4 protein-coding genes are annotated in these 22269 nt (G+C 65.5%); 1 reads left to right on the top strand and 3 read right to left on the bottom strand.

Annotated features, from left to right (window positions below; genetic code table 11):
* The first annotated feature begins 47 nt into the window (after window positions 1-47).
* Entirely contained in the window at window positions 48-2498 is a 2451-nt protein-coding gene (locus tag PFU01S_RS18175) for a TonB-dependent siderophore receptor (protein ID WP_033736584.1), read from the top strand.
* Window positions 2499-2948: 450 nt separating this feature from the next.
* Here PFU01S_RS18175 and PFU01S_RS18170 read toward each other — a convergent pair whose 3' ends face one another.
* The 3 genes from PFU01S_RS18170 to PFU01S_RS18160 all read right to left on the bottom strand — a co-directional run.
* Entirely contained in the window at window positions 2949-3917 is a 969-nt protein-coding gene (locus PFU01S_RS18170) for an alpha/beta hydrolase (protein WP_027916316.1), read from the bottom strand.
* A 36-nt stretch (window positions 3918-3953) separates the two neighbouring features.
* Window positions 3954-21641: a non-ribosomal peptide synthase/polyketide synthase gene (locus PFU01S_RS22735; RefSeq protein WP_042139768.1), complete on the bottom strand. Its 17688-nt coding sequence runs from the start codon at window positions 21639-21641 to the stop codon at window positions 3954-3956.
* A partial coding sequence (locus PFU01S_RS18160; RefSeq protein ID WP_042139767.1) for a phosphopantetheine-binding protein occupies window positions 21641-22269 on the bottom strand: 629 nt, incomplete at its 5' end. The genes PFU01S_RS22735 and PFU01S_RS18160, both read right to left, overlap by 1 nt.

Here is a 22269-nt window from a genome sequence, read left to right as displayed (position 1 = left end):
AACTAATACAAATCATTATCATTTAAATCTCCACCAGAGAGGATGTAATGCCAGCCCTTAGCACGCTCAACCCGATCACCCAAGCCTTCAGGCTTCACCGTGTCTTCCAGACGACGCTGCTCGGCTCGAGCCTGGGCATGGCGCTGTGCCTGCCGCTGTCGGCCCAGGTGATGGCCCAGGAAGTGGATGTGGACATTGCCGCCATGCCGCTCTCCGCTTCGCTGCAGGCGTTCGGTCGCCAGGCCGACCAGCAGGTGCTGTTCAGCCCCGATGATGTGCAAGGGCTCAACGGTCGAGCCGTCAAGGGCCACCTCACCGCGCAGCAGGCCCTGGCAACCTTGCTGGCAGGCACGGGGCTTGCGTACGACATCCAGGGCAACAGCGTGACCATTCACCGTCGTGGCAACGACACCAGCTCGCTGCAGCTGGACGCCACCACCGTGCAGAGCAACCTGGACGGCTCGAGCGAAGCCAGCCGTTCGTACACCGTCAACAGCAGCAGTGCGTCCACCAAGCTGCCCATGTCCCTGCGTGAAACCCCCCAGTCGGTCAGCGTCATGACCCGTCAACGCCTGCAAGACCAACAGCTGACCACCCTGAGTGACGTGCTCAAGCAGGCGCCGGGCCTGTCGGTGCAGAACATCGACAGTGAGCGGGTGAACATCTATTCGCGCGGCTATTCGATCGACAGCTACCAGTTCGACGGTATCCCCACGACCCTGATCGTGCAGACCAGTGCCAGCCCACAAAGCCTGATCGACACCTCGATTTATGATCGCGTCGAAATCGTGCGCGGCGCTACCGGCCTGATGACAGGCGCCGGTGACCCCTCGGGCAGCATCAACCTGGTCCGCAAGCGCCCGACCTCCACCTTCCAGGGCTCGATCACCGCCGGGGCGGGTTCCTGGGACACCTACCGCACCGAGGTGGACGTGTCCGGCCCCCTGACCGACGATGCCCGCCTGCGCGGTCGCACGGTCGTGGCGAACAAGCAGGGCAACAGCTACATCGACCACTACCAACAGGAAAAACAGACCTACTACGGCATCCTCGAAGCCGACCTCACCGACAGCACCCTGTTGAGCGTGGGCGTGGACTACCAGAAGAACAACCCGCGTGGCGTATCGTTCGCCAGCTTCCCGCTGTTCTACAGCAATGGCGAACAGACCGACTTTTCCCGTTCGATCAACGCAGGTTCGCGCTGGAGCTACCGTAAGCAGAACACCCTTACCACCTTCGCCAACCTTGAGCAGAGCCTGGTCAACGACTGGAAGCTCAAGGTGGCGGTCAACAACATGTACAGTTCGCGCGACTATTCCCTGGCCTCGCTCAGCGGCGACTTCCCCGACAAGCAAACCGGCGAAGGGGCCTACCTGTACGGCGGCGACGGCTCAGGCTCGCAGCGCCAACTGGGCATCGACGCCTTGGTCCAGGGCCCCTTCCAGCTGTTGGGCCGCGAGCATGAGCTGGTGATCGGCTTGAGCGGTTCGGAATTCCACGACTACAGCGACCCGGCCGACGACGACCTGGAAGGCCGTCCGGCCAACATCTACACCTGGGACAACGACACCGAGCGCCCCCTTTCCGTGGGCAAGCTGATGAACGACGACACCACCGTGCGCCAGAACGCCGCGTACATGGTGGCGCGTTTCAAACCCACCGATGACCTGTCGCTGATCCTGGGCGCACGGGTGGGCGACTACAGCTACAAGAAAAAAACCGTGGCCAACCCGTCCTATCCGGGCCTGAACAGCCGCGCCTCCACCCGCGAGAGCGGTTTCGTCACCCCTTATGCAGGGGTGGTGTACGACCTTACCGACATCCACTCGCTTTACGCCAGCTACACCAAGATCTACAAGCCGCAGTCGATCCGCGATCAGGCAGGCAAGACCCTGGAATCGCGCGAAGGTGACAACTACGAAATTGGCCTGAAAAGCGAATTTCTGGATGGGCGGGTCAACACCGCCGTCGCCCTTTACGAAATCAAGCAGGACAACCTGGGCGTGGCCACCGGCGAAACCGTCGAAGGGACCATTCGTGAGTCGGCGTACCGCGCGGTGTCCGGCGCCAAGACCCGCGGCATCGACATGGAAATCTACGGCGAAGTCATGCCCGACTGGAACGTCAGCGCCAGCTACAGCCACAGCCTGACCAAGGACTCGGACCGCGAGCGCATCATGACCGAAGCGCCTGCCAACCTGGTCAAGCTCTGGACCACATACCGCCTGCCCGGCGATCTCAACCAGCTGACCGTGGGCGGCGGCATGAACTGGCAGAGCGGCCTGAGCCTGACCACCAGCCAGGGCAAGGCGACCCAGCAGCAATACGCTGTGTTAGACCTGATGGCACGCTACGACATCACCAAGGAACTGAGCGCCACCGTCAACGTGAACAACGTGTTCGACAAGAAGTACTTCAGCGCATTGGACCCCACGTTCTTCACCGGTTACTACGGTGAGCCCCGCAACGTGATGTTCACCACCCGGTACAGCTTCTAAAGCCCCTGTCTGTGACGACAAGCCGGCTCGGCGACTGAGCCGGCTTGCCTGCGAAGTGCAGGGAGGCAGCGCGACTCGAACGCTATCAAGCATCCAGTCACCTCCCCACGTATAAGATCGGTGATGCCGACAAACTGCATCCACTGGCCATCGAGCGTGGGTTCAAGGTCTGGTGGCTACTGATCTACTTCATCGCCTCATTGCTCGCAGCTTCACCCTTGATTTCGACCGGCCCTAGGGCTTTCCTGCTCGGTTTATGTGGTTGGCTGCAGTCACCACTCCCTGTGGCGGCTTGTATGCCTACCTGGCATTGCGGGATTTCATCAAGATCACCCGCGCGCAAGCCTTAGTTAAGAATCAGAAAAAGCACACACCTACTCTCCAAGTTGGTCGCACTACATAGGCCTGGATGTGTGTGTGCTCTGTTACGGTAACGGCACGCGAGGACTATTACGCTCGTCCCCCAACCGCGCTCAACCACGCCCCCACATCCCGATAAATCCCCCCGACCTGCCCCACCAACCCCGACATCCGCAAAAAGTCATGGCTAAGCCCCTGCGCCCGCACAAAGGTCACCGGCGTCCCGCTTGCCTGCAACCTGTCGCGATACGCTAGGCCTTCATCGTGCAATGGGTCGTACTCCGCTACCCACAGGTAGGCCGGCGCCAGCGGCGTGTCCACTTGGGCCAGCAGCGGTGAAGCGCGCCAGTCCAGGCGTTGTTCGGGCAGCGGTGCGTAATGCTGGTAGAACCACGCCAGCGTCTCGGTCTCCAGCAAATAGCCTTCGGCATGCTGGCGGTGGGAGTCGCGCAGGCACGACAGGTCGGTGACCGGGTAGAACAGTAACTGCGCCAACGGCTTGATCGCCAGCGTTTCAGGGGCCTTGACCGCAGTGATGGCCAGGACGGTCGCAAGGCTTGCGCCGACGCTGTCGCCGGCAAACACCACCCGGCGGTTGTCCAGCCCAAGGGCCAGGGCGTGCTCGGCCAGCCAGTTGGCGGCATCGAGCGCGTCGTTCACAGGGACCGGAAAACGGTGCTCCGGCGCCAGTCGGTAATCCGGGGCGAGCACTGCGAAGTCGCCCATGCTCGCCAGGCGCCGGCACACCGAGTCGTGCGAGTCGAGGCTGCCGACCACATAGCCGCCGCCGTGCAGGTAGAGGATCACCGGTTGCGGTGCAGCTGCAGGCTGCCCGTTGCGGTAGAGCCGAGCGGGCAGCTGGGCGCCGTCGCGGGTCGGGATGCTCAGTTCGCTGACACTCAGGTCACCGGGCGGGCTGGGGTCGAGCACTTGCGAGCTGGCGGCGAATTCGGCGCGGGCCTGGGCCACGTCCATCGCGTGCATGGGCTGGCTCTTGCCGGTCAGCCTGCCGAATTCGACCAGTTCCAGAAACGCTGCCAGGTCAGGGTGCAATGCCATGTTCGATCCTTACTTGAAAATCAGTGACAGGGCGCGTCACGCGCGCCCTTGGGTTTCGGTGGTCGTGTCCAGGCACTCGCACACCTCGCGCAGCAGCTGGGGCTGCTTGAGGATCTCGAAGTGCGACGCGTGGATGAGCGTTGCATCGTCCTGGCTGAACCGCCGTTGATAAGCTTGAGCCGGTGCGCCGTACCCGTCCTCTGCCCACCAGAAGCTGGCCGGGCACTCGATGGCGGGCAGCGGCGCAAGGCGTCGCGACAGCGCCTTCAGGCGCAGCGCCACCGTAAAGGCATGCACCAGTTCCTCGGCAGCGAAGCGCGGTGAATCACCGCTGCCCAGCACGTGGGCCTGCACTTGCGCTACCAGCGCTTCAAGGGCCGGTTGGGAGCCGTCGTCAGACAGGTCGAACGCCGGCAGGCTTTCGGGCGGCTGGTCGAGGATGATGGACAAGAAGTTGCGCAGCTCTTCGGTCAGGTCGTCTTCCGGCCCGTGGTCACCGGGCACGAAGCTGTCCACCAGCCCAACGAAGTGCACGCACTGGCCCTGCCCTTCCAGCACACGGGCCACCAGCAGCGCCAACGGCCCGCCCAGCGACCAGCCCAGCAAGTGGTACGGCCCTTGTGGTTGCTGTTCGCGGATGAAGCCTGCGTAGTCCTGGGCCATGGCTTCCAGCGAGCTGTCCTGCCAGTGCTTGTCCAGCAGCATCCTGCACTGCACGCCGATGACCTGGCGCACCCCGTCCAGCCGTCGCGCCAGAGGCTCATAGTCGAACACGGTGCCGAACCCTGCGTGAAGACAGAACAGGGGCTCGCACTGCGCGACCGGGCCATTGAGCGGCAGCAGCGGTGAAAGCACTGCCACGGCGTCGTCCACGTAACCGGACAACTCGGCGATGGTGGGTTTGCTCATCATGTCGCGCAGCTTCAGCTCAACGCCCAACGCCGGTTGATTGCGCACCTTGGACAGCACCTTCAGGGTGCGCAAGGAATCGCCGCCCAGCTCGAAGAAGTTGTCCGTCACCCCAACCTGCTCCAGCTCCAGCACCTCTTGCCAGATCGCGGCAAGGCCGGCTTCGAGGGCGTTGCGCGGCGCCACGTACTCGCGACCCTTGAAGGACGGGTCTGGCAGCGCCTTGCGGTCAACCTTGCCGTTGGGGCTCAGCGGCAGGTGCTCCAGCACCAGGATCTGGCTGGGCACCATGTAGTCAGGCAAGCCCTGTTGCAATGCCATGCGCAGCGCCTCGCCTTGTAGCGCCGGGCTGCTGGTGGCCACATAACCGATCAGTTGCTTGCCGCCTTCGGTGTCACGGGCCACGACGACCGCATCGCGCACCTGGGGTTGGCTGCGCAAGCGGGCCTCGATTTCGCCCAGCTCGATACGAAAGCCCCGGATCTTGACCTGATGATCCAGGCGGCCAAGGAAGTCGATCACCCCGTCTGCCCGGCGGCGTACCAGGTCGCCGGTGCGGTACAGGCGCGCACCCTTGCCACTGGGGTCGGCCACGAATCGCTCGGCCGTCAGGCCTGGTCGAGCATGGTAGCCCCGCGCAAGCCCTTGCCCGCCGATGTACAACTCACCTGGCACGCCGTCGGGCAATGGGTTCAGGCCGGCATCGAGAATGTGCAGGGTACGCTCACCCACCCGTGTGCCAATCGGCGCATAGGCCGCCTCGCAGCGCTGGTCGGTATCGACCACCCACAGCAACGGTGTGACCACCGTCTCGGTGGGGCCGTAGCCATTGGTCAGCAGCCTTGGACGCAGGGTGCGCTTGACCAATTCGAAGTTGGCATCGGCCACGGCGTCGCCGCCAAAGCAGTAGATCTGCACCGGTGGCGGGCTATCGAAGGCCTGGCCGTATTCGGCCAACTGTTGCAGGTACGCAGGCGGGAAACAGGCGATGGTGATGGCCTGCTCATGCAGCACCTGCCAGGTTTCCTCGGGCGTCCACAGACGGTTGTCGCGCACCACCAGCTGACCACCGGCCGCCAGGGTGGACAGCCACCGCTCCTGGGCGCCATCGAAGGCGAACGACATGAACAGCAACTCGCGGGTCGCCTCGCTCATCCCATAGCGCTCGATGATGGCCTGGCAGTGCATGGCCAGCGGCCCGCGGGCGACCGCAACGCCTTTGGGCTTGCCCAACGAACCGGAGGTGTAGATCAGGTACGCCAGGTTGTCTTCGTCGATCACCACCGCCGGCAGGGCGACCTGCGCCTGCACCGGCGCGAGCGATTCGAGCAGCAGCGTGTCGACCCCTTCGGCGCTTGGCAAACGTTCGCTGACGCTAGCCTGGCTGATGAGCAGCCGCATGGCTGAGTCCTCGATGATCCACTGCACCCGCTCGCGCGGGTAATCGATGTCGACAGGCACATACGCAGCGCCGGTCTTGAGCACCGCATAGAAGGCCACGATCATGTCTACCGAGCGCTCCAGCGCCACCCCGACACGTACCTCCGGGGCAGCACCGGCGTCGATCAGGGCCACGGCCAGGCGGTTGGCGCGCGCTTCAAGCTCGGCATACGTCAGGGACTGCCCGGCGCAGCTGACCGCTACCTGCTGACCACGGGCCTGTACATGCCCGGCGATGCGCTGCAGCAGCGGCGTGCGGGTCGGGTTGGCGACCAGCCGGTTGGCCTCGGCCTGCTGCCGCTCAGCGTCGGCATCGAGCATGGGCAGGCTGCCGATGGCGGCCAGTGGGTCGCCCAGCAGCGCTTGGAGCAAGCGCTCGAAGCTGCGCCTAATGCCCTGGCAGGCAGCGTGGCTGAAGCGGCTGCGCCAGTACAGGAACTCGATGCTCAAGGTGTCATCCAGGTGCACGGCAAGGTCCATGGCATAGTTGGTCACGTCGCGGCCTTCGCTGGCGCCGAAGCGCAAGCCGTCTTCGCCGGCGTCTTGCAGGCGCTCGTCCAGGGGATAGTTCTCGAACACCACGATGCTGTCGAATAACGCCTGTCCGCTTTGCCCGGACCAACGCTGTACATCGGCCAAAGACACGTGCTCGTAGTCGCGCACCTGCACGTTGTAGTCCTGCAGGGCCTGCAACCACTGCCCCACCGGCTGTTCGGGCAGAGGCGCCTGGATGATCGGCAGCGTGTTGATGAACAAGCCCAGCATGTCTTCAGCACCCGGCAGGTTTGCCGGACGACCGGCGACGGTTGCGCCGAAGCACACGCGCGCTTGCCCGGTGTAGCGTTGCAGCAGCAGCAGCCAGGCTGCCTGGATCAGCGTGTTGGGTGTGACCCGCAGGCGCTGGGCCTGATCACGCAGTTGCCGGGTTTGCGCGGCGTCCCAGTTCAAGTACAGCGCGTCGTAGCCGTCGGCCTCGGCGACGGGCGCTGGATGCAACCCGGTGGCCAGCAGGGTGGGCCCTTCGAGCCCGGCCAGCTTGTCTTTCCAGAAGTGTTCCATCTGCGCCTGGGGCTGGGCGGCCAGCCAGGCGATGTAGTCGCGGTAGCTGCCGCGTTTGCCGGGCAGTGCTTGTCCACCGTACACGGCGAACACCTCACCCAGCAGGCGTGAGTGGCTCCAGCCGTCCATGAGGATGTGGTGGCTGCTCCAGATCAGTTGCTGGCGCTCCTCATCCAGGCGCACCAGGGTCAGGCCCATCAAGGGCGGCTGCAGCAGGTCGAAGCCGCGGGCGTAGTCCTGCTCGGCCAGGCCTTGCAGGTCGGCGGCGCTGACCGGGCGGCCCCGCCAGTCGAGCTCGCGCACACGCAGTTCGGCACGCTTGGCCACCCATTGCAATGGCTCGTTGAGGTGGCTTTCGGTCCAGAACCCGGTGCGCAGAATTTCATGGCGATCGACCATGTGCTGCCAGGCCGCGAGGAAGCGGGCGTTATCCAACCCTTGTACCTGCACGCTGGTTTGGCTGACGTACAGCCCCTGCTGAGCGGCTTCGAGGGTGTGGAACAGGATGCCCTGCTGCATCGGCGACAGCGGGTACAGGTCTTCGACAGCCTCGGTCGGTACCGGCAAACGGTCCAGCTGTGCTTGGCTCAGCCCCGCGAGCGGGAAGTCGGACGGGGTCAGGCAGAGGTGTTCCAAGGCCAGGCAGTGCTCAACGACCGTACGCAGCTCGCTTACGTAGGCATGCGCCAGGTGCTCGATGATGCCCGCGGCGAACCGCTGGCGGCTGAAGGTGAAGTCTAGCTTCAGGGCGCCTTCGAACACCTGCCCGTTGATGGTCAGGGCATTGCCCAGCGGCGCCTGATCACTGACCTGGCGCCCGCCGCTTTCCGCGGCCGGGGCGAACAGCGCATCGTCCTCACCGGCGGCGCTGGCGCTGAACTGGCCCAGGTAGTTGAAGGTGATGCGTGGCTGCGCCAGGCCGGTCAATGCCTGGCGGGTAGCCGTATCGCCCAGATAGCGCAGCACCCCAAAGCCAAGGCCTTTGTCCGGGATGGCGCGCAGGTGTTCCTTGATCTGCTTGATGGTATCCCCCACTGGCCCCGCCACCGGCAGCCTCACCGGGAACAGGCTGGTGAACCAGCCTACGGTACGGGTGAGGTCGACGTCGTCGAACAGCGCCTCGCGGCCGTGGCCTTCCAGCTCGATCAATGCCGCGTGCTCGCCCGTCCAGTGGCAGATCACCCGGGCCAGGGCAGTCAGCAGCAGGTCGTTGACCTGGGTGCGGTAAGCTGCCGGGGCCTGCTGAAGCAGTTGCCGAGTCAACGCTGCATCCAGTTCAACCTGCACGGTATGGGCGTCGCCCACCTGCTGGCTGCCTTGGGCATCTTCGCCAGGCAGCGTCTGGGCAAAGCCCTGCAGTTGGGCCTGCCAATAGCCCAGTTGCTGGCGCAGGGTTTCGCTTTGGGCGTGGGCTTGCAGGCGTTCGGCCCAGGCCTTGTAGGCGCTGGTCTTGGCCGGCAGGCTGAGCGGCTGCCCGGTCAGGCACTGCTGGTAAGCCTGCTGCAGGTCCTCGAACAGAATGCGCCACGACACGCCATCGACCACCAGGTGATGGATCACCAGCAGCAAGCGCTGGCTGCCGTCGGCCAAGGTGGCCAGCACCGCGCGCAGCAGCGGGCCGTCGGCCAGGTCCAGGCTGCGCTGGGCATCGTCGCACAGGGCAGTGAGTGCCTGGGCATCGGTTACCTCGCGTTGCCACAGCAGCGCCTGGGCGTTGTCGCCGTGGCAGGCCTGCCAACCCTGATCGCCTTCACTGAAGCGCAGGCGCAGGGCATCGTGATGGTGCACCAACGCCTGCAACGCTTGCTCGAGCGCAGCCCCGTGAAGCGGCGCGCTCGGCACCAGCAGCACCGACTGGTTCCAGTGGTGACGCTGGGCGATGGCTTCGCTGAAGAAGCTGTGCTGCACCGGCAACAACGGCGTGGTGCCGGTGACCGCACCCTGATCGATCTGCAAGACTGTGCCTGCCGTGCCAACGACCTGGGCCAAGGCCCGGAGGGTCTGGTGCTGGAACAACGCTTTCGGGGTCAGGTGCAGCCCCAGCTGCCGCGCTCGGCTGACCACCTGGATGGAGATGATCGAGTCACCGCCCAGCTCGAAGAAGTTGTCGTCCACTCCGACCCGCTCAAGCTTCAGCACATCTTGCCAGACTGTGGCCAACTGCTGTTCGAGCGCTGTCTGCGGGGCGACGAAAGCATGGCTGCTGGCAGCCTCGGGCTGGGGCAGCGCCTTGCGGTCGATCTTGCCGCTCGGGCTCAATGGCAGGCCGTCGAGCACCATCAGGTGAGCCGGCACCATATAGTCCGGCAGGCTCGCCTTGAGCGCTTCGCGCAGCGTGGCCACGGCCACCTGCGTGACCACATAGCCCACCAGTTGCGGCCCACTGGGGCCAGGCTGCGCCATGACCAGCGCCTCGCTGACACCGGCCTGGGCCAGCAGGCAAGTCTCGATCTCGCCCAGCTCGATGCGGAAGCCACGGATCTTCACCTGATGGTCCACCCGGCCAACGTAGTCGATCACGCCATCGGCGCGGTAGCGCGCCAGATCGCCCGTGCGGTACAAGCGCCCGCCGTTGCCGGCGAACGGGTCGGGCAGGAAGCGCTCGGCGGTCAGCGCGCTGCGGCCGAAGTAGCCACGGGCCAGCAACTCGCCGCCGATCACCAGCTCACCCACGACACCGGTCGGTACCGGTTGCCCGGCATCGTCCAGCAGGTAGATCTCCCGACCAGGCAAGGCCGTGCCGATCGGCAAGGTGTGAGGTACGGGTTGTTCACCCAGCACGTATGGAGTGCAGTCGAGCGTGGTGGAGGTGACCGTGGTTTCCGTCGGACCGTAGGTGTTGAGCAGGCGCACATGACCCAGGCCGGCCTTGTGCCAGGCGGCCATGCCTTCAGGGGGCATGGTTTCGCCGCCCGCATGAATCTGACGCAGTTGCCCGTAGTCGCGTGGCCCTACGCTGGCAAACTGGGTTGCCAGCAGGTTCCAGTACGCGGTCGGCAGGTCGGCCACGCTGATGCCGTGGGCCAGCACCCGCTGGTAGAACGTCTCGCTGTCCCAGATTTCGTTGCCGCGCAGCATCACGGTGGCACCGCAGACCAGCGGGGCGTACAGCTGCTCGACGAAGGCATCGAAGTTGAACGTGGCGAATTGCAGCACGCAATCGGACGCGTGGATATCGGAATACCACTGGGCCACGAAGGCGTGGCGGGTCAAGGCGCCATGGCTGATGGCCACGCCCTTCGGCCGACCGGTCGAGCCGGAGGTGAAGATCACGTAGGCCAGGTTGTCGGCGTGCACGCGGTTGAGCGGATCGCTGCCGGAGCCGTTGCCGTCGTCAGGCGTATCCAGCAGCAGGCACTGCACCTGCGCGTCCAGTGCCAGCGTTTCGCGCAAGTGCGACTGGGTCAACAGCAACGCGATGCGACTGTCTTCGACCATCTGCTGCAAGCGCTCTTGGGGGAATTTCGGGTCGAGCGGTACATAGCCGCCGCCTGCCTTGAGCACGGCCAGCAGGGCAACGACCATCGGCGCATCGCGCTCGGCGGCGATGCCGACCAGCACGTCGGGGCCCACGCCTTGGGCGATCAAGCGGTGCGCCAGGCGGTTGGCCGCTGCGTTGAGCTGGGCGTAGGTCAGCTCGGTGGTTTCAGTGATCAGCGCAGTGTGGTTCGGAACACGCCGGGCCTGCTGTTCGAACAGCACATGGGCAGGCGCCAGGCTTGGGTATTCACCGGCGGCCATGCCCCAGTCCTGCACCGGGGCGCGCTGACGCCCGTCGTCCAGCAGGGTCAGATCGCCCAGGCAAAGCCCGTCGGCCCCCTCGACCATTTGCAGGAGCAAGTGGGCCAGGTTGTCACCGATGCTCGCGATACCCGGGGCATCGAACGCCTCGCCCGCATAGGTGAAGTGCAGCAGCACGGTAGACCCGGCGTTTACGCTGACGGTCAGCGGGTAGTTGCTCTGCTCATGGTTATCGATGCTGCCAAAGCGCAGGTCCACGGGCGCTGCTTGCAGCGCCTCGGAAACCGGATAGTTCTCGAACACCAGGATGTTGTCGAACAGTGCTTCACCGCCCTGCCCGGCCCAGCGCTGGATATCGAAGAGCGGGGTGTGCTCCTGCTCGCGCAGCGCCAGGTTGAGTTGCACAAGCGCGTGCAGCCACGCTTGCAGCGGCTGATCAGCCTGGGGGCTGGCCACCACCGGCAAGGTGTTGATGAACAGGCCGATCTGTTGCTCCACGCCGCTGATCGCCAGCGGGCGTCCGGCGACGGTGGCCCCGAACACGACGCCGTTGTGCCCGGTGTAGCGTTGCAGCAACAACAGCCAGGCCGCCTGGATGACGGTGTTGAGGGTGACTTTATGACGGCGCGCAAAGGCATTCAGGCGCTGGGTGTGATGTTCGTCCAACCGGTGGAAATGATCGCGTTGACCTGAGCTGCGCGATGCCGGCTTCAAGGCTTGTGCAAGCAGGGTCGGCGCCGGCAGGCAGGCCAATTGATCGCGCCAGAACACTTCGCTGGCCTGACGGTCCTGACGCAGCAACCAACCGATGTAGTCGCGGTACTGCGTAGGCCCATGGGTCACCGGCTGGCCAGCATAGCGCTGGAGTACTTCGCCCAGAAGCTGCGAGGTGCTCCAGCCGTCCATCAGGATATGGTGGCTGGTGTAGATCAGGTGATAGTCCTGCGCGTTGGTCTGTGCAAGTACCAGCCTGAGCAGCGGCGCGGTGTGAAGCTCGAAGCCTTGTTGCAGTTCGCTTTGCGCCAGTGCGTCGAGGGTGGCTTTTGCAGCGGGGTCGTCGCGCAGGTCCAGCAGGCGGAACGGCAGCTCGACCCGGCTCATGACCATCTGCACGGCCTGCTCGAACTGCCAGTTGAACCCGGTGCGCAGGATGGCGTGGGCGTCGAGGGTGGCCTGCCAGGCGCTGCGAAAACGCTGCGGGTCGAGCCCGCCGATGTCCAGGCGCATCTGATTCAGGTAATCGCCGCTGCCCTGCTCGTACAGGCTATGGAACAACATGCCTTGCTGCATCGGGGACAGTGGATAGATGTCCTCGAGGTTGGCCGCCGACACCGCAAGCTGGTCCAGCTGCGCCTGGTCCAGACCGGCCAGGGGGAAGTCGGAGGGCGTCACGCCACCTGCATCAGGGGCCAGGCAGTGTTCGATCAGCGCCTGCAGTTGTGCGCCGTAGGCATCGGCCAAAGCCTCGATGGCCTGCACATCGAACTGCTCGCGGCTGAACGTCCAGTCCAGGCTCAGGCAACCGTCGTATACGCGCCCGTTGAGCACCAGCCAGTTGTCCAGGGGTGCGTCCGGGCTTTGCTCACGGCCGCGCTTTTCTGTGGCGGGGGTGAACAAGGCGTCATCGTCGCCAGCAAAACTGCCGTCGAACTGGCCCAGGTAGTTGAAGGTGATACGCGGTGTCGCCAGCGCCGCCAAGGCCTCGCGTGTGGCAGCGTCCCCCAGGTAGCGCAGGACACCGTAGCCGACACCCTTGTCGGGAATGCCGCGCAGGTGCTCCTTGACCTGGCGAAGCGTGTCGCCAAGGTCGCTGGACACGGGCAACTTCACCGGGAACACGCTGGTGAACCAACCCACGGTACGGGTGAGGTCGACGTCGTCGAACAGCTCCTCGCGGCCATGGCCTTCCAACTGGATCAGCGCGGCCTGTTCGCCTGTCCACTGGCAGATCACACGCGCCAGGGCGGTCAGCAGCAAGTCGTTGACCTGGGTGCGGTAGGCTGCAGGCGCCTGCTGCAACAGGCGACGGGTTTGCTGGGCATCCAGGCGGGTCTGCACAGTCTGGGCGTGGTGCCCCTGCATGCCTGCATCGACCTTGACGCCCGGCAGGTCTGCGCGCTGCCCGCGCAGTTGTGCCATCCAGTAGTCCTTCTGCCCCTGCAGCGCTGGGCTGTGGGCATGCGCCTCCAGTTTCTGCGCCCAGGCCTTGTAAGCCGTGGTCTTGCTCGGCAGTTTCACGGGCTGCCCGGCCAGGCATTGCGCGTAGGCCTGTTGCAGGTCCTCGAAGAGGATGCGCCACGACACGCCATCGACCACCAGGTGATGGATCACCAGCAGCAAGCGCTGGCTGCCGTCGGCCAGCGTGGCCAGCACGGCGCGCAGCAGCGGGCCCTCGGCCAGGTCCAGGCTGCGCTGGGCATCGTCGCACAGGGCGGTCAGCGCCTGGGCATCGGCCACCTGGCGTTGCCACAGCAGCGCCATCACCGGCTCGCCATGTTCGGCCAGCCAGCCTTGCTCACCTTCGCTGAAGGTAAGGCGCAGCGCATCGTGATGTTGCACAAGCGCCTGCAACGCCTGCTCCAGTGCAACGCCCTGAAGTGCTGTGCGTGGTACCAGCAGCACCGACTGGTTCCAGTGGTGACGCTGGGCAATGACCTCGCTGAAGAAGCTGTGCTGCACCGGCAGCAGCGGCATGCCGCCGAGGACGGTGCCTTGGTCGATCTGCACCGCGCTGTCGGCATTGCGCACGACCTTGGCCAGGGCGCGCAGGGTCTGGTGCTGGAACAGCTCCTTGGGCGTGAAGTGCAGCCCCTGCTGACGGGCCCGGCTGACCACCTGAATGGAGATGATCGAGTCACCGCCCAGCTCGAAGAAGTTGTCGTCCACCCCGACCCGCTCAAGCTTCAGCACGTCTTGCCAGATACGCGCCAGTTGCTGTTCGAGCGGGGTCTGGGGGGCGATGAACGCCTGGTTGCTGGAGGCCTCGGGCAGCGGCAGCGCTTTGCGGTCGATCTTGCCGCTCGGGCTCAGCGGCATGTGATCGAGCAGCATGACATGGGCAGGAACCATGTAGTCCGGCAGGCTCGCCTTGAGCGCTTCGCGCAACGCCTGCACGTCTGCATCTGCAACCAGGTAAGCAACCAGTTGCGGCCCGTTCGGACCAGGCTGTGCCACGACCAACGCCTCGCTGACACCGACCTGGGCCAGCAGGCAGGTTTCGATCTCGCCCAGCTCGATGCGGAAGCCACGGATCTTCACCTGATGGTCCACCCGGCCGACGTAGTCGATCACGCCATCGGCGCGGTAACGCGCCAGGTCGCCCGTGCGGTACAAGCGCCCTCCGTTGCCGGCGAACGGGTCGGGCAGGAAGCGCTCGGCGGTCAGCGCGCTGCGGCCGAAGTAGCCACGGGCCAGCAACTCGCCGCCGATCACCAGCTCACCCACGACACCGGTCGGTACCGGTTGCCCGGCATCGTCCAGCAGGTAGATCTCCCGACCAGGCAAGGCCGTGCCGATCGGCAAGGTGTGAGGCACGGGTTGTTCGCCCAGCACGTATGGAGTGCAGTCGAGCGTGGTGGAGGTGACCGTGGTTTCCGTCGGGCCGTAGGTGTTGAGCAGGCGCACATGGCCCAGGCCGGCCTTGAGCCAGGCGGCCATGCCTTCAGGGGGCATGGCTTCGCCGCCCGCATGAATCTGGCGCAGTTGCCCGTAGTCGCGTGGCCCTACGCTGGCAAACTGGGTTGCCAGCAAGTTCCAGTACGCGGTCGGCAGGTCGGCCACGCTGATGCCGTGGGCCAGCACCCGCTGGTAGAACGTCTCGCTGTCCCAGATTTCATTGCCGCGCAGCATCACGGTGGCACCGCAGACCAGCGGGGCGTACAGCTGCTCGACGAAGGCATCGAAGTTGAACGTGGCAAATTGCAGCACGCAATCGGACGCGTGGATATCGGAATACCACTGGGCCACGAAGGCGTGGCGGGTCAAGGCACCATGGCTGATGGCCACGCCCTTCGGCCGACCGGTCGAGCCGGAGGTGAAGATCACGTAGGCCAAGTTGTCGGCGTGCACGCGGTTGAGCGGGTCGCTGGCGGAGCCGTTGCCGTCGTCAGGCGTATCCAGCAGCAGGCACTGCACCTGCGCGTCCAGTGCCAGCGTTTCGCGCAAGTGCGACTGGGTCAACAGCAACGCGATGCGACTGTCCTCGACCATCTGCTGCAAGCGCTCTTGGGGAAATTTCGGGTCGAGCGGTACATAGCCGCCGCCTGCCTTGAGCACGGCCAGCAGGGCAACGACCATCGGCGCATCGCGCTCGACGGCGATGCCGACCAGCACGTCGGGGCCCACGCCTTGGGCGATCAAGCGGTGCGCCAGGCGGTTGGCCGCTGCGTTGAGCTGGGCGTAGGTCAGCTCGGTGGTTTCAGTGATCAGCGCAGTGTGGTTCGGAACACGCCGGGCCTGCTGCTCGAACAGCACATGGGCAGGCGCCAGGCTTGGGTACTCACCGGCGGCCATGCCCCAGTCCTGCACCGGGGCGCGCTGACGCCCCTCTTCGAACAGCTTCAGCTCGCCCAGGCAACGCTGGGGCGAGCCGTCGGCCATCTGCGCCAGGAGATGGGCCAGTTGGCTTGCAACCTGGGCAATGCACTCGGCACTGAACTGCGCAGCGTCATAGCTGTAATGCAACAACAGGTCGGCCCCGGTGCTGACGCTCAGCGTCAGCGGGTAGTTGTTCTGCTCATGGCTGTGCACGTCGCCAAAGTGCAGGTCACTGACGCCGCCCTGCTGCAGCGCCTCGGACACGGGGTAGTTTTCGAAGACCAGCAAGGTGTCGAACAATCCATCGCCGCCCTGCCCGGCCCAGCGCTGCACATCACTCAGTGCACTGTGTTCGTGGTCCCGGAGTGCCAGGTTGATGCCCTGTACGGTCTGTAACCAATCCGCCAGCGCTTGTTGCGGTTCAGGCTGCGCGACCACGGGCAAGGTATTGATGAACAAGCCGATCTGCCGCTCGATGCCCTGCAATTGCGTAGGCCGGCCCGCCACCGTAGCCCCGAATGTCACGCTGTCGTGACCGGTGTAGCGCTGCAACAGCAACAGCCAGGCGACCTGCACGAGCGTGTTGAGGGTGACTTTCTGCTGACGGGCAAAGCCGTGCAACTGTTCGGTGATCGCAGCGTCCAGGCGCCATTTGAATTCGCCTTGCCCACTCTGGCCGGTGGCGGCGCACTTGAGCGCACGGCTGAGCCAGGTCGGCTCGTCAAGGGTGGCGAACTGCGTGCGCCAGAAAGCCTCGCTGACCCGTTTGTCCTGGCGTTGCAGCCAGCCGATATAGTCGCTGTAGCGCCCATTGAGGCTGTGTACCGCCTGGCCTGCGTAGTGCTGCAACACCTCGCCGAGCAACTGCGAATTACTCCAGCCGTCGAGCAGGATGTGATGGCTGGTATAGATCAGTTGATAACGATCATCCCCCGTGCGGGCCAGCGTCAGGCGCAGCAGTGGCGCCTGGGCCAGGTCGAAGCCTTGCTCGCGTTCGGCATCGGCCAGGCGCGTCAGTGCAGCGTCAAGGTCTTCATGGCCACGTAGGTCAATTTCACGGCATGGCAACTGCACCTGCTTGCGCACCCACTGAAGCGGCTGGACCAGCCCGCCTTGCCAGAGGAACCCGCTGCGCAATATGTCATGTCGCTGCACCACCGCCTGCCAGGCCTCCCGGAAACGCTCAGGCGCCAGCCCCTGGACGCTGACCGACAGCTGGTTGATGTAGTCGCCCCCTTGCTGCTCCAGCAAGCTGTGGAACAGCATGCCCTGCTGCATGGGCGAGAGCGGGTACAGGTCCTGAACGTCCGCCCAAGGCAGGCCAAGGGCGTCCAGTTGTGACGGGTCGAGCATGGCCAGCGGGAAGTCCGAAGGCGTCACCCCGGCACTGTCCGGTAGCAGACAGTGGGCGACCAGCTGGTTCAGCTCGCGTGCGTAATCCTGCGCCAAGCGCTCGATGTCAGTGCGCTCGAACATCGCTTCGCTGAAGGTCCAGCCCAAGCGCAATTGGCCTGCGTACACTTGGCCGTTGATGCTCAGCCAGTTGCCCAGCGGCGCCTCGGCGCCCTGTTCGGCGCCGGCGTCCTCGCTGGCTGGCACGAACAGGGCGCCTTGATCGCTGGCAAAACTGCCGTCGAACTGGCCCAGGTAGTTGAAGGTGATGCGCGGCTCGGCTAGGCCGTTCAAGGCTGCCTGCGACTGGGCGCTGCCCATGTAGCGCAAGGCGCCGTAGCCGATGCCCTTGTCGGGGATCGCGCGCAGTTGCTGCTTGACGGTCTTGATCGCGTCGGTCACGTCACCTGCACTGTCCAGGCGTACCGGGAAGGCGCTGGTGAACCAGCCCACCGTGCGGGTCAGGTCGACATCGTCGAACAGGTCTTCACGGCCGTGCCCTTCAAGCTGGATCAGCGCCGAAGCCTGCCCGGTCCAGCGGCAGATCACGCGGGTCAGCGCGGTCAGCAGCAGGTCGTTGACCTGGGTGCGGTAGGCCGCCGGGGCTTGTTGCAGCAGTTGCCGGGTCAGCGTGTCGTCCAGGCGCGTGTGTACCGTACAGGCATGGCGCTTTTCGAGGCTGGCGTGAGGACGTGCGCCTGGCAGGTCGTCGACGGCGCCTTCGACCTGCGCCTGCCAGTACGGCAGCTGCTCGGCCAGGGCCGGGGTTTTGGCCAGTGCCTGCAGGCGTTCTGCCCAATGCTTGTAGGCCGTGGTCTTGGCCGGCAGCGACAGCGCCTGGCCTGCCAGGCACTGCGAGTAGGCCTGCTGCAGATCGTCGAACAGAATGCGCCAGGACACACCGTCCACGACCAGGTGATGAACCACCAGCAACAGCCGCTGACTGCCATCGTCCAGCTCCGCCAGCACAGCCCGCAGCAGTGGCCCTTGGTGCAGGTCGAGGCTGCGCTGGGCCTGCTCGCACAACGCGGTCAGGGCCTGGCCGCGCTCGACCGTGGCGTGCCACAGCAGCGGCGCCTGCTCCTCGGCGCCCTGTTGCTGGGCCGCAGCCCGGTGCCAGGCGAGCCCGGCTTGGGCATCGAAGCGCAGGCGCAAGGCATCATGGTGCAGCACCAGCGCCTGCAACGCCGCCTCCAGCACCCGTGGCTGCAACGCCTGCGTCGGCGCCAGCAGCACGGACTGGTTCCAGTGATGCGCATCGGCAATGCCTTGGGCGAAGAACCAGCGCTGGATGGCCAGCAGCGGCAGGCTGCCAGCGACCGGGCCCTGGTCGATGCGGGCGACCTCGCCAAAACGGGCCACACCGGCCAGGGCCTGCACGGTCTGGTGCAGGAACAGGTCTTTGGGGCTGAGCACGATGCCGGCCTGACGGGCCCGGCTGACCACCTGGATCGAGATGATCGAATCGCCGCCCAATTCGAAGAAATTGTCGGTCACCCCAACCTGAGGGACCTTCAGCACCGCCTGCCAAATCTGCACCAACGCCTGCTCGAGCGGGCTGCTGGCGGCCACATGCTGGCCTTGCAGCTGGGTCAGGTCGACTGCCGGCAGGGCCTGGCGGTCGATCTTGCCGTTGGGGGTCAGGGGCATGCGTTCGAGCAACTGCACGTGCGTGGGCACCATGTAGTCAGGCAGGTCCACCTTCAAACGGCGCTTGATCGATTCGCGGCGCTCAGCCTGGGCCTGATGATCGGACGCCAGTTGCGGCGCGTCGTCGCTCACCACGTAGCCGACCAGTTGCTGGCCGCTCGGGCCGGCCTGGGCCACCACCACCGCTTCGCGCACACCCGGCACCGCCAGCAGGCGAGCTTCCACCTCGCCCAACTCGATACGAAAACCTCGCACCTTGACCTGGCGGTCGATGCGCCCGAGGTAATCGATGATGCCGCTGCTGCGCAGGCTTACCCGATCACCGCTGCGGTACAGCCGGGCACCGTTGCCGAACGGGTCCGGTACGAACCTTTCGGCAGTGAGCGCCGGGCGCTTGAGGTAGCCACGGGCCAAACCCTGCCCGCCCAGGTACAACTCTCCCGGGATGGCCAGGGGCAACAGGTTCAGGTCGGCATCGAGCACATACGCGCGCCGTTCACCGACGCGATCACCAATGGGCGCATAGGCTGCGCCGCAGCGGTCCTGTTCGCCGGCTTTCCAGATCAGGGGGGTGACCACGGTTTCGGTAGGGCCGTAGCCATTGATGATGTAGGTCGGGCGCAGTGCGCGCCGGGCCATGGCGTAGCTGGCCTCGGACACCGCATCGCCGCCGAAGCAGTACACCCGCATCGGCGGTGGGTTGCCGTCGCGCTCGGCGTGCTCGGCCAGTTGCTGAAGGTAGACCGGTGGAAACGCCGCGACCGTCACCCCATGCTCATGCATGGCGGCATAGGTTTGCTCCGGCGTCCACAGCTGCGGGTCGCGGATCAGCAGCGAAGCGCCGTGGGTCAGGGGCGTGAGCCAGCGCTCGTGGGCACCGTCGAAGGCGAACGACATGAAGTGCAGTTCGCAGTCGGCTGGCGTCATTTCGTAGCGCTCGCCAATCGCCCGGCAGTGCATGGCGATGGGGCCATGGGCTACCGCCACCCCTTTGGGCAGGCCGGTGGAACCCGAGGTGTAGATGACGTAGGCCAGGTTATCGGCCTGGGCGGCGTTCGCCGGCGCGTGGCAGGGTTGCGAGGCCAGGTCCATGTGGTCCAGGGCCAGGGTTGCCAACCCCTCAGGGACCGGCAGGCGCTGCATGAGCGCGCTGTCGCTGAGCAGCAGGGCCATGCCACTGTCCTGCATCAGGTAGGCCAGGCGTTCGCGGGGGTATTGCGGATCGAGCGGCGTATAGGCACCGCCGGCCTTGAGCACCGCCAACAGGCTCACGACCATCTCAAGGCCACGCTCCAGGGCGATACCGACCAGCACTTCCGGCCCGACCCCGGCTGTGACCAGGGCATGGGCCAGGCGGTTGGCCTGCTGATCGAGCTGGGCAAAGCTCATGCGCTGCTCGCCAAACAACAAGGCGGTGGCCTGCGGGGTTTGCGCAGCCCACTGGGCAATGCGCTCGTGCACCAGCGGGCCGTCGGCGTGACGCAGGTCCGGGGCGTTGCGCACAGCGTGCAGGTGCTCATGCTCATCGACGGCCAGCATCGGCAGCGCAGCAATGCAGCGCGACGGGTCGGCGACGAGGCTGCGCAGCAGGGTCAGCCAATGGCGCCCCAGGCGCTCGATGGTGGCGGCATCGAACAGGTCGCACGCATAGGTCAGCGACCCCCACAGGCCGTCTTCGCCCTCGACGGTGTCCAGCGTCAGGTCGAACGAGGCGCTGTGGCTTTCCCAGAACAGCCCTTCGATATCGAGCCCAGGCACCTGCCGGGTGCGTTGGTCGCGGCCTTGGCGCTGGTGGTTGTACATCACCTGGAACAACGGGTTGTGGCTCAGGCTGCGGTCTGGCTGCAAAGCTTCGACCAGTTGTTCGAACGGCAGGTCCTGATGCGCCTGGGCACCGAGCACCGTCTGCTTGACCTGTTGCAGCAACGCCGGGAACGCCAAGGCCCCCTGCACATCGGCGCGCAGCACCTGCGTGTTGACGAAGAAGCCCAGCAGGCGATCGGTCTCGACCCGGTTGCGGTTGGCGTTGGGCACCCCGACGCGAATATCGGTCTGGCCGGTGTAGCGGTGCAGCAGCACCTGGAACGACGCCAGCAACAGCATGAACACCGTGACCTGTTGCTGCTGCGCCAGGCCTTGCAAGGCTTCGCTCAGGGCGCTGTCGATGGGCAGGTCGACACGCGCGCCGCGCAGGCTTGGCTGGGCCGCACGCGGACGGTCGGTGGGCAACTCCAGTACAGGTTGATGCGCGCCCAGTTGCTCACGCCAGTAGGCCAGTTGCTGCTCGCTGCCGCCGGCTTCCATCCAGCGACGCTGCCAGATGGCGTAGTCGGCGTATTGAATGGGCAGCGCGGGCAGCTCGACCGCCCGCCCGTGGACGAAGCCCAAGTACAGCTGCATCAGCTCATCGACCATGACCTGCATCGACCAGCCATCGGAGACGATGTGGTGCTGCACCATCACCAGCACATGTTCATCGTCAGCCACCGTCAGCAGCCCCAGCCGTACCAGCGGACCGTGTTCGAGGTCGAAGGGCCTGGCGATCTGCTGCTCGATCAACGCCTGTACCTGGGCGTCTTGGTGCTCGGGTGCCAGGGTGGCCGGCAGGTGCAACGGCTCGATCGCGATCGGCAGGGCGCCATGCACGCGCTGGCAGGGCCGCTCCTCCTCCACCACGAAGGTGGTGCGCAGGGTCTCGTGGCGTGCCACCAGGGCATCGAACGCCTGCTGCAAGGCCTGGGTGTCGAGGTGGCCGCGCAGGCGCAGGGCGGTAGGGATGTGAGAGGCGCTGCTGCCTGGCTCCAACTGCCAGAGGAACCACTGGCGCTCCTGGGCGAAGGACAGCGGCAAGCTGTCCAACTGCTCGCGGATGACCGGAATCGGCAGGTTGCCGGGCGAGACCTTTTGTTCGGCCATCTTGGCCAGGTACTGACGGCGCTTGTCCACGGGCAAGGCGATGAAGCGTTGGGCAATGCGCAGGGCGCTGGCGTGATCCATTACACCGCCTCCATTTCGTCGAGCAAGCTTTCGAGCTGGTCAAGGGTGGAGGCATCCACCGCCCCGCCTTCGCGCTCCAGTTGGCGGGCCAGCTCGCCCAGGGTGGGGTATTGGAAAATCAATTGCGCAGTTGCCTTCATACCAAGCTCGAGTTGAATGCGTGAGACCAGGCTCACGACGAGAAGAGAGTGACCGCCCAGGTCGAAGAAATGGTCGTTCAAGCCGACCTTGTCGAGCTGGAGCAGGTCCTGCCAGATCGCTGCCAGTTGGCACTCGACCGGGCGTTGCGGGGCTTCGTAGCCCTGTTGTTGTGGCGCGGCCTGGGGCAGCGGCAAGGCCTTGCGGTCCAGCTTGCCATTGGGGCTGAGCGGCCACTGTTCCAGCAGCAGCCATTGGCCGGGCACCATGTAGCCGGGCAAGTTGGCCTTGAGGTGAGCCTTGAGGCGCTCGCGCAGCAGCGCCTGGCGCGTGGCCTCCAGGTCAGCGCCGGCGACCAGCACGTAGCCGACCAGTTGCGCACCGGCGGCGCCAGGCTGAGCCAGCACGACCGCTTCACGGACTTCGGCCACCTCCAGCAGGCGCGCCTCGATCTCACCCAGCTCGATGCGCTGGCCACGGATCTTCACCT

The organism is Pseudomonas fulva NBRC 16637 = DSM 17717 (assembly GCF_000730565.1).
Lineage (GTDB): Bacteria > Pseudomonadota > Gammaproteobacteria > Pseudomonadales > Pseudomonadaceae > Aquipseudomonas > Aquipseudomonas fulva.
Note: the sequence above shows the minus strand (reverse complement) of the source record. Positions and strands in the feature narration are given on the sequence as shown.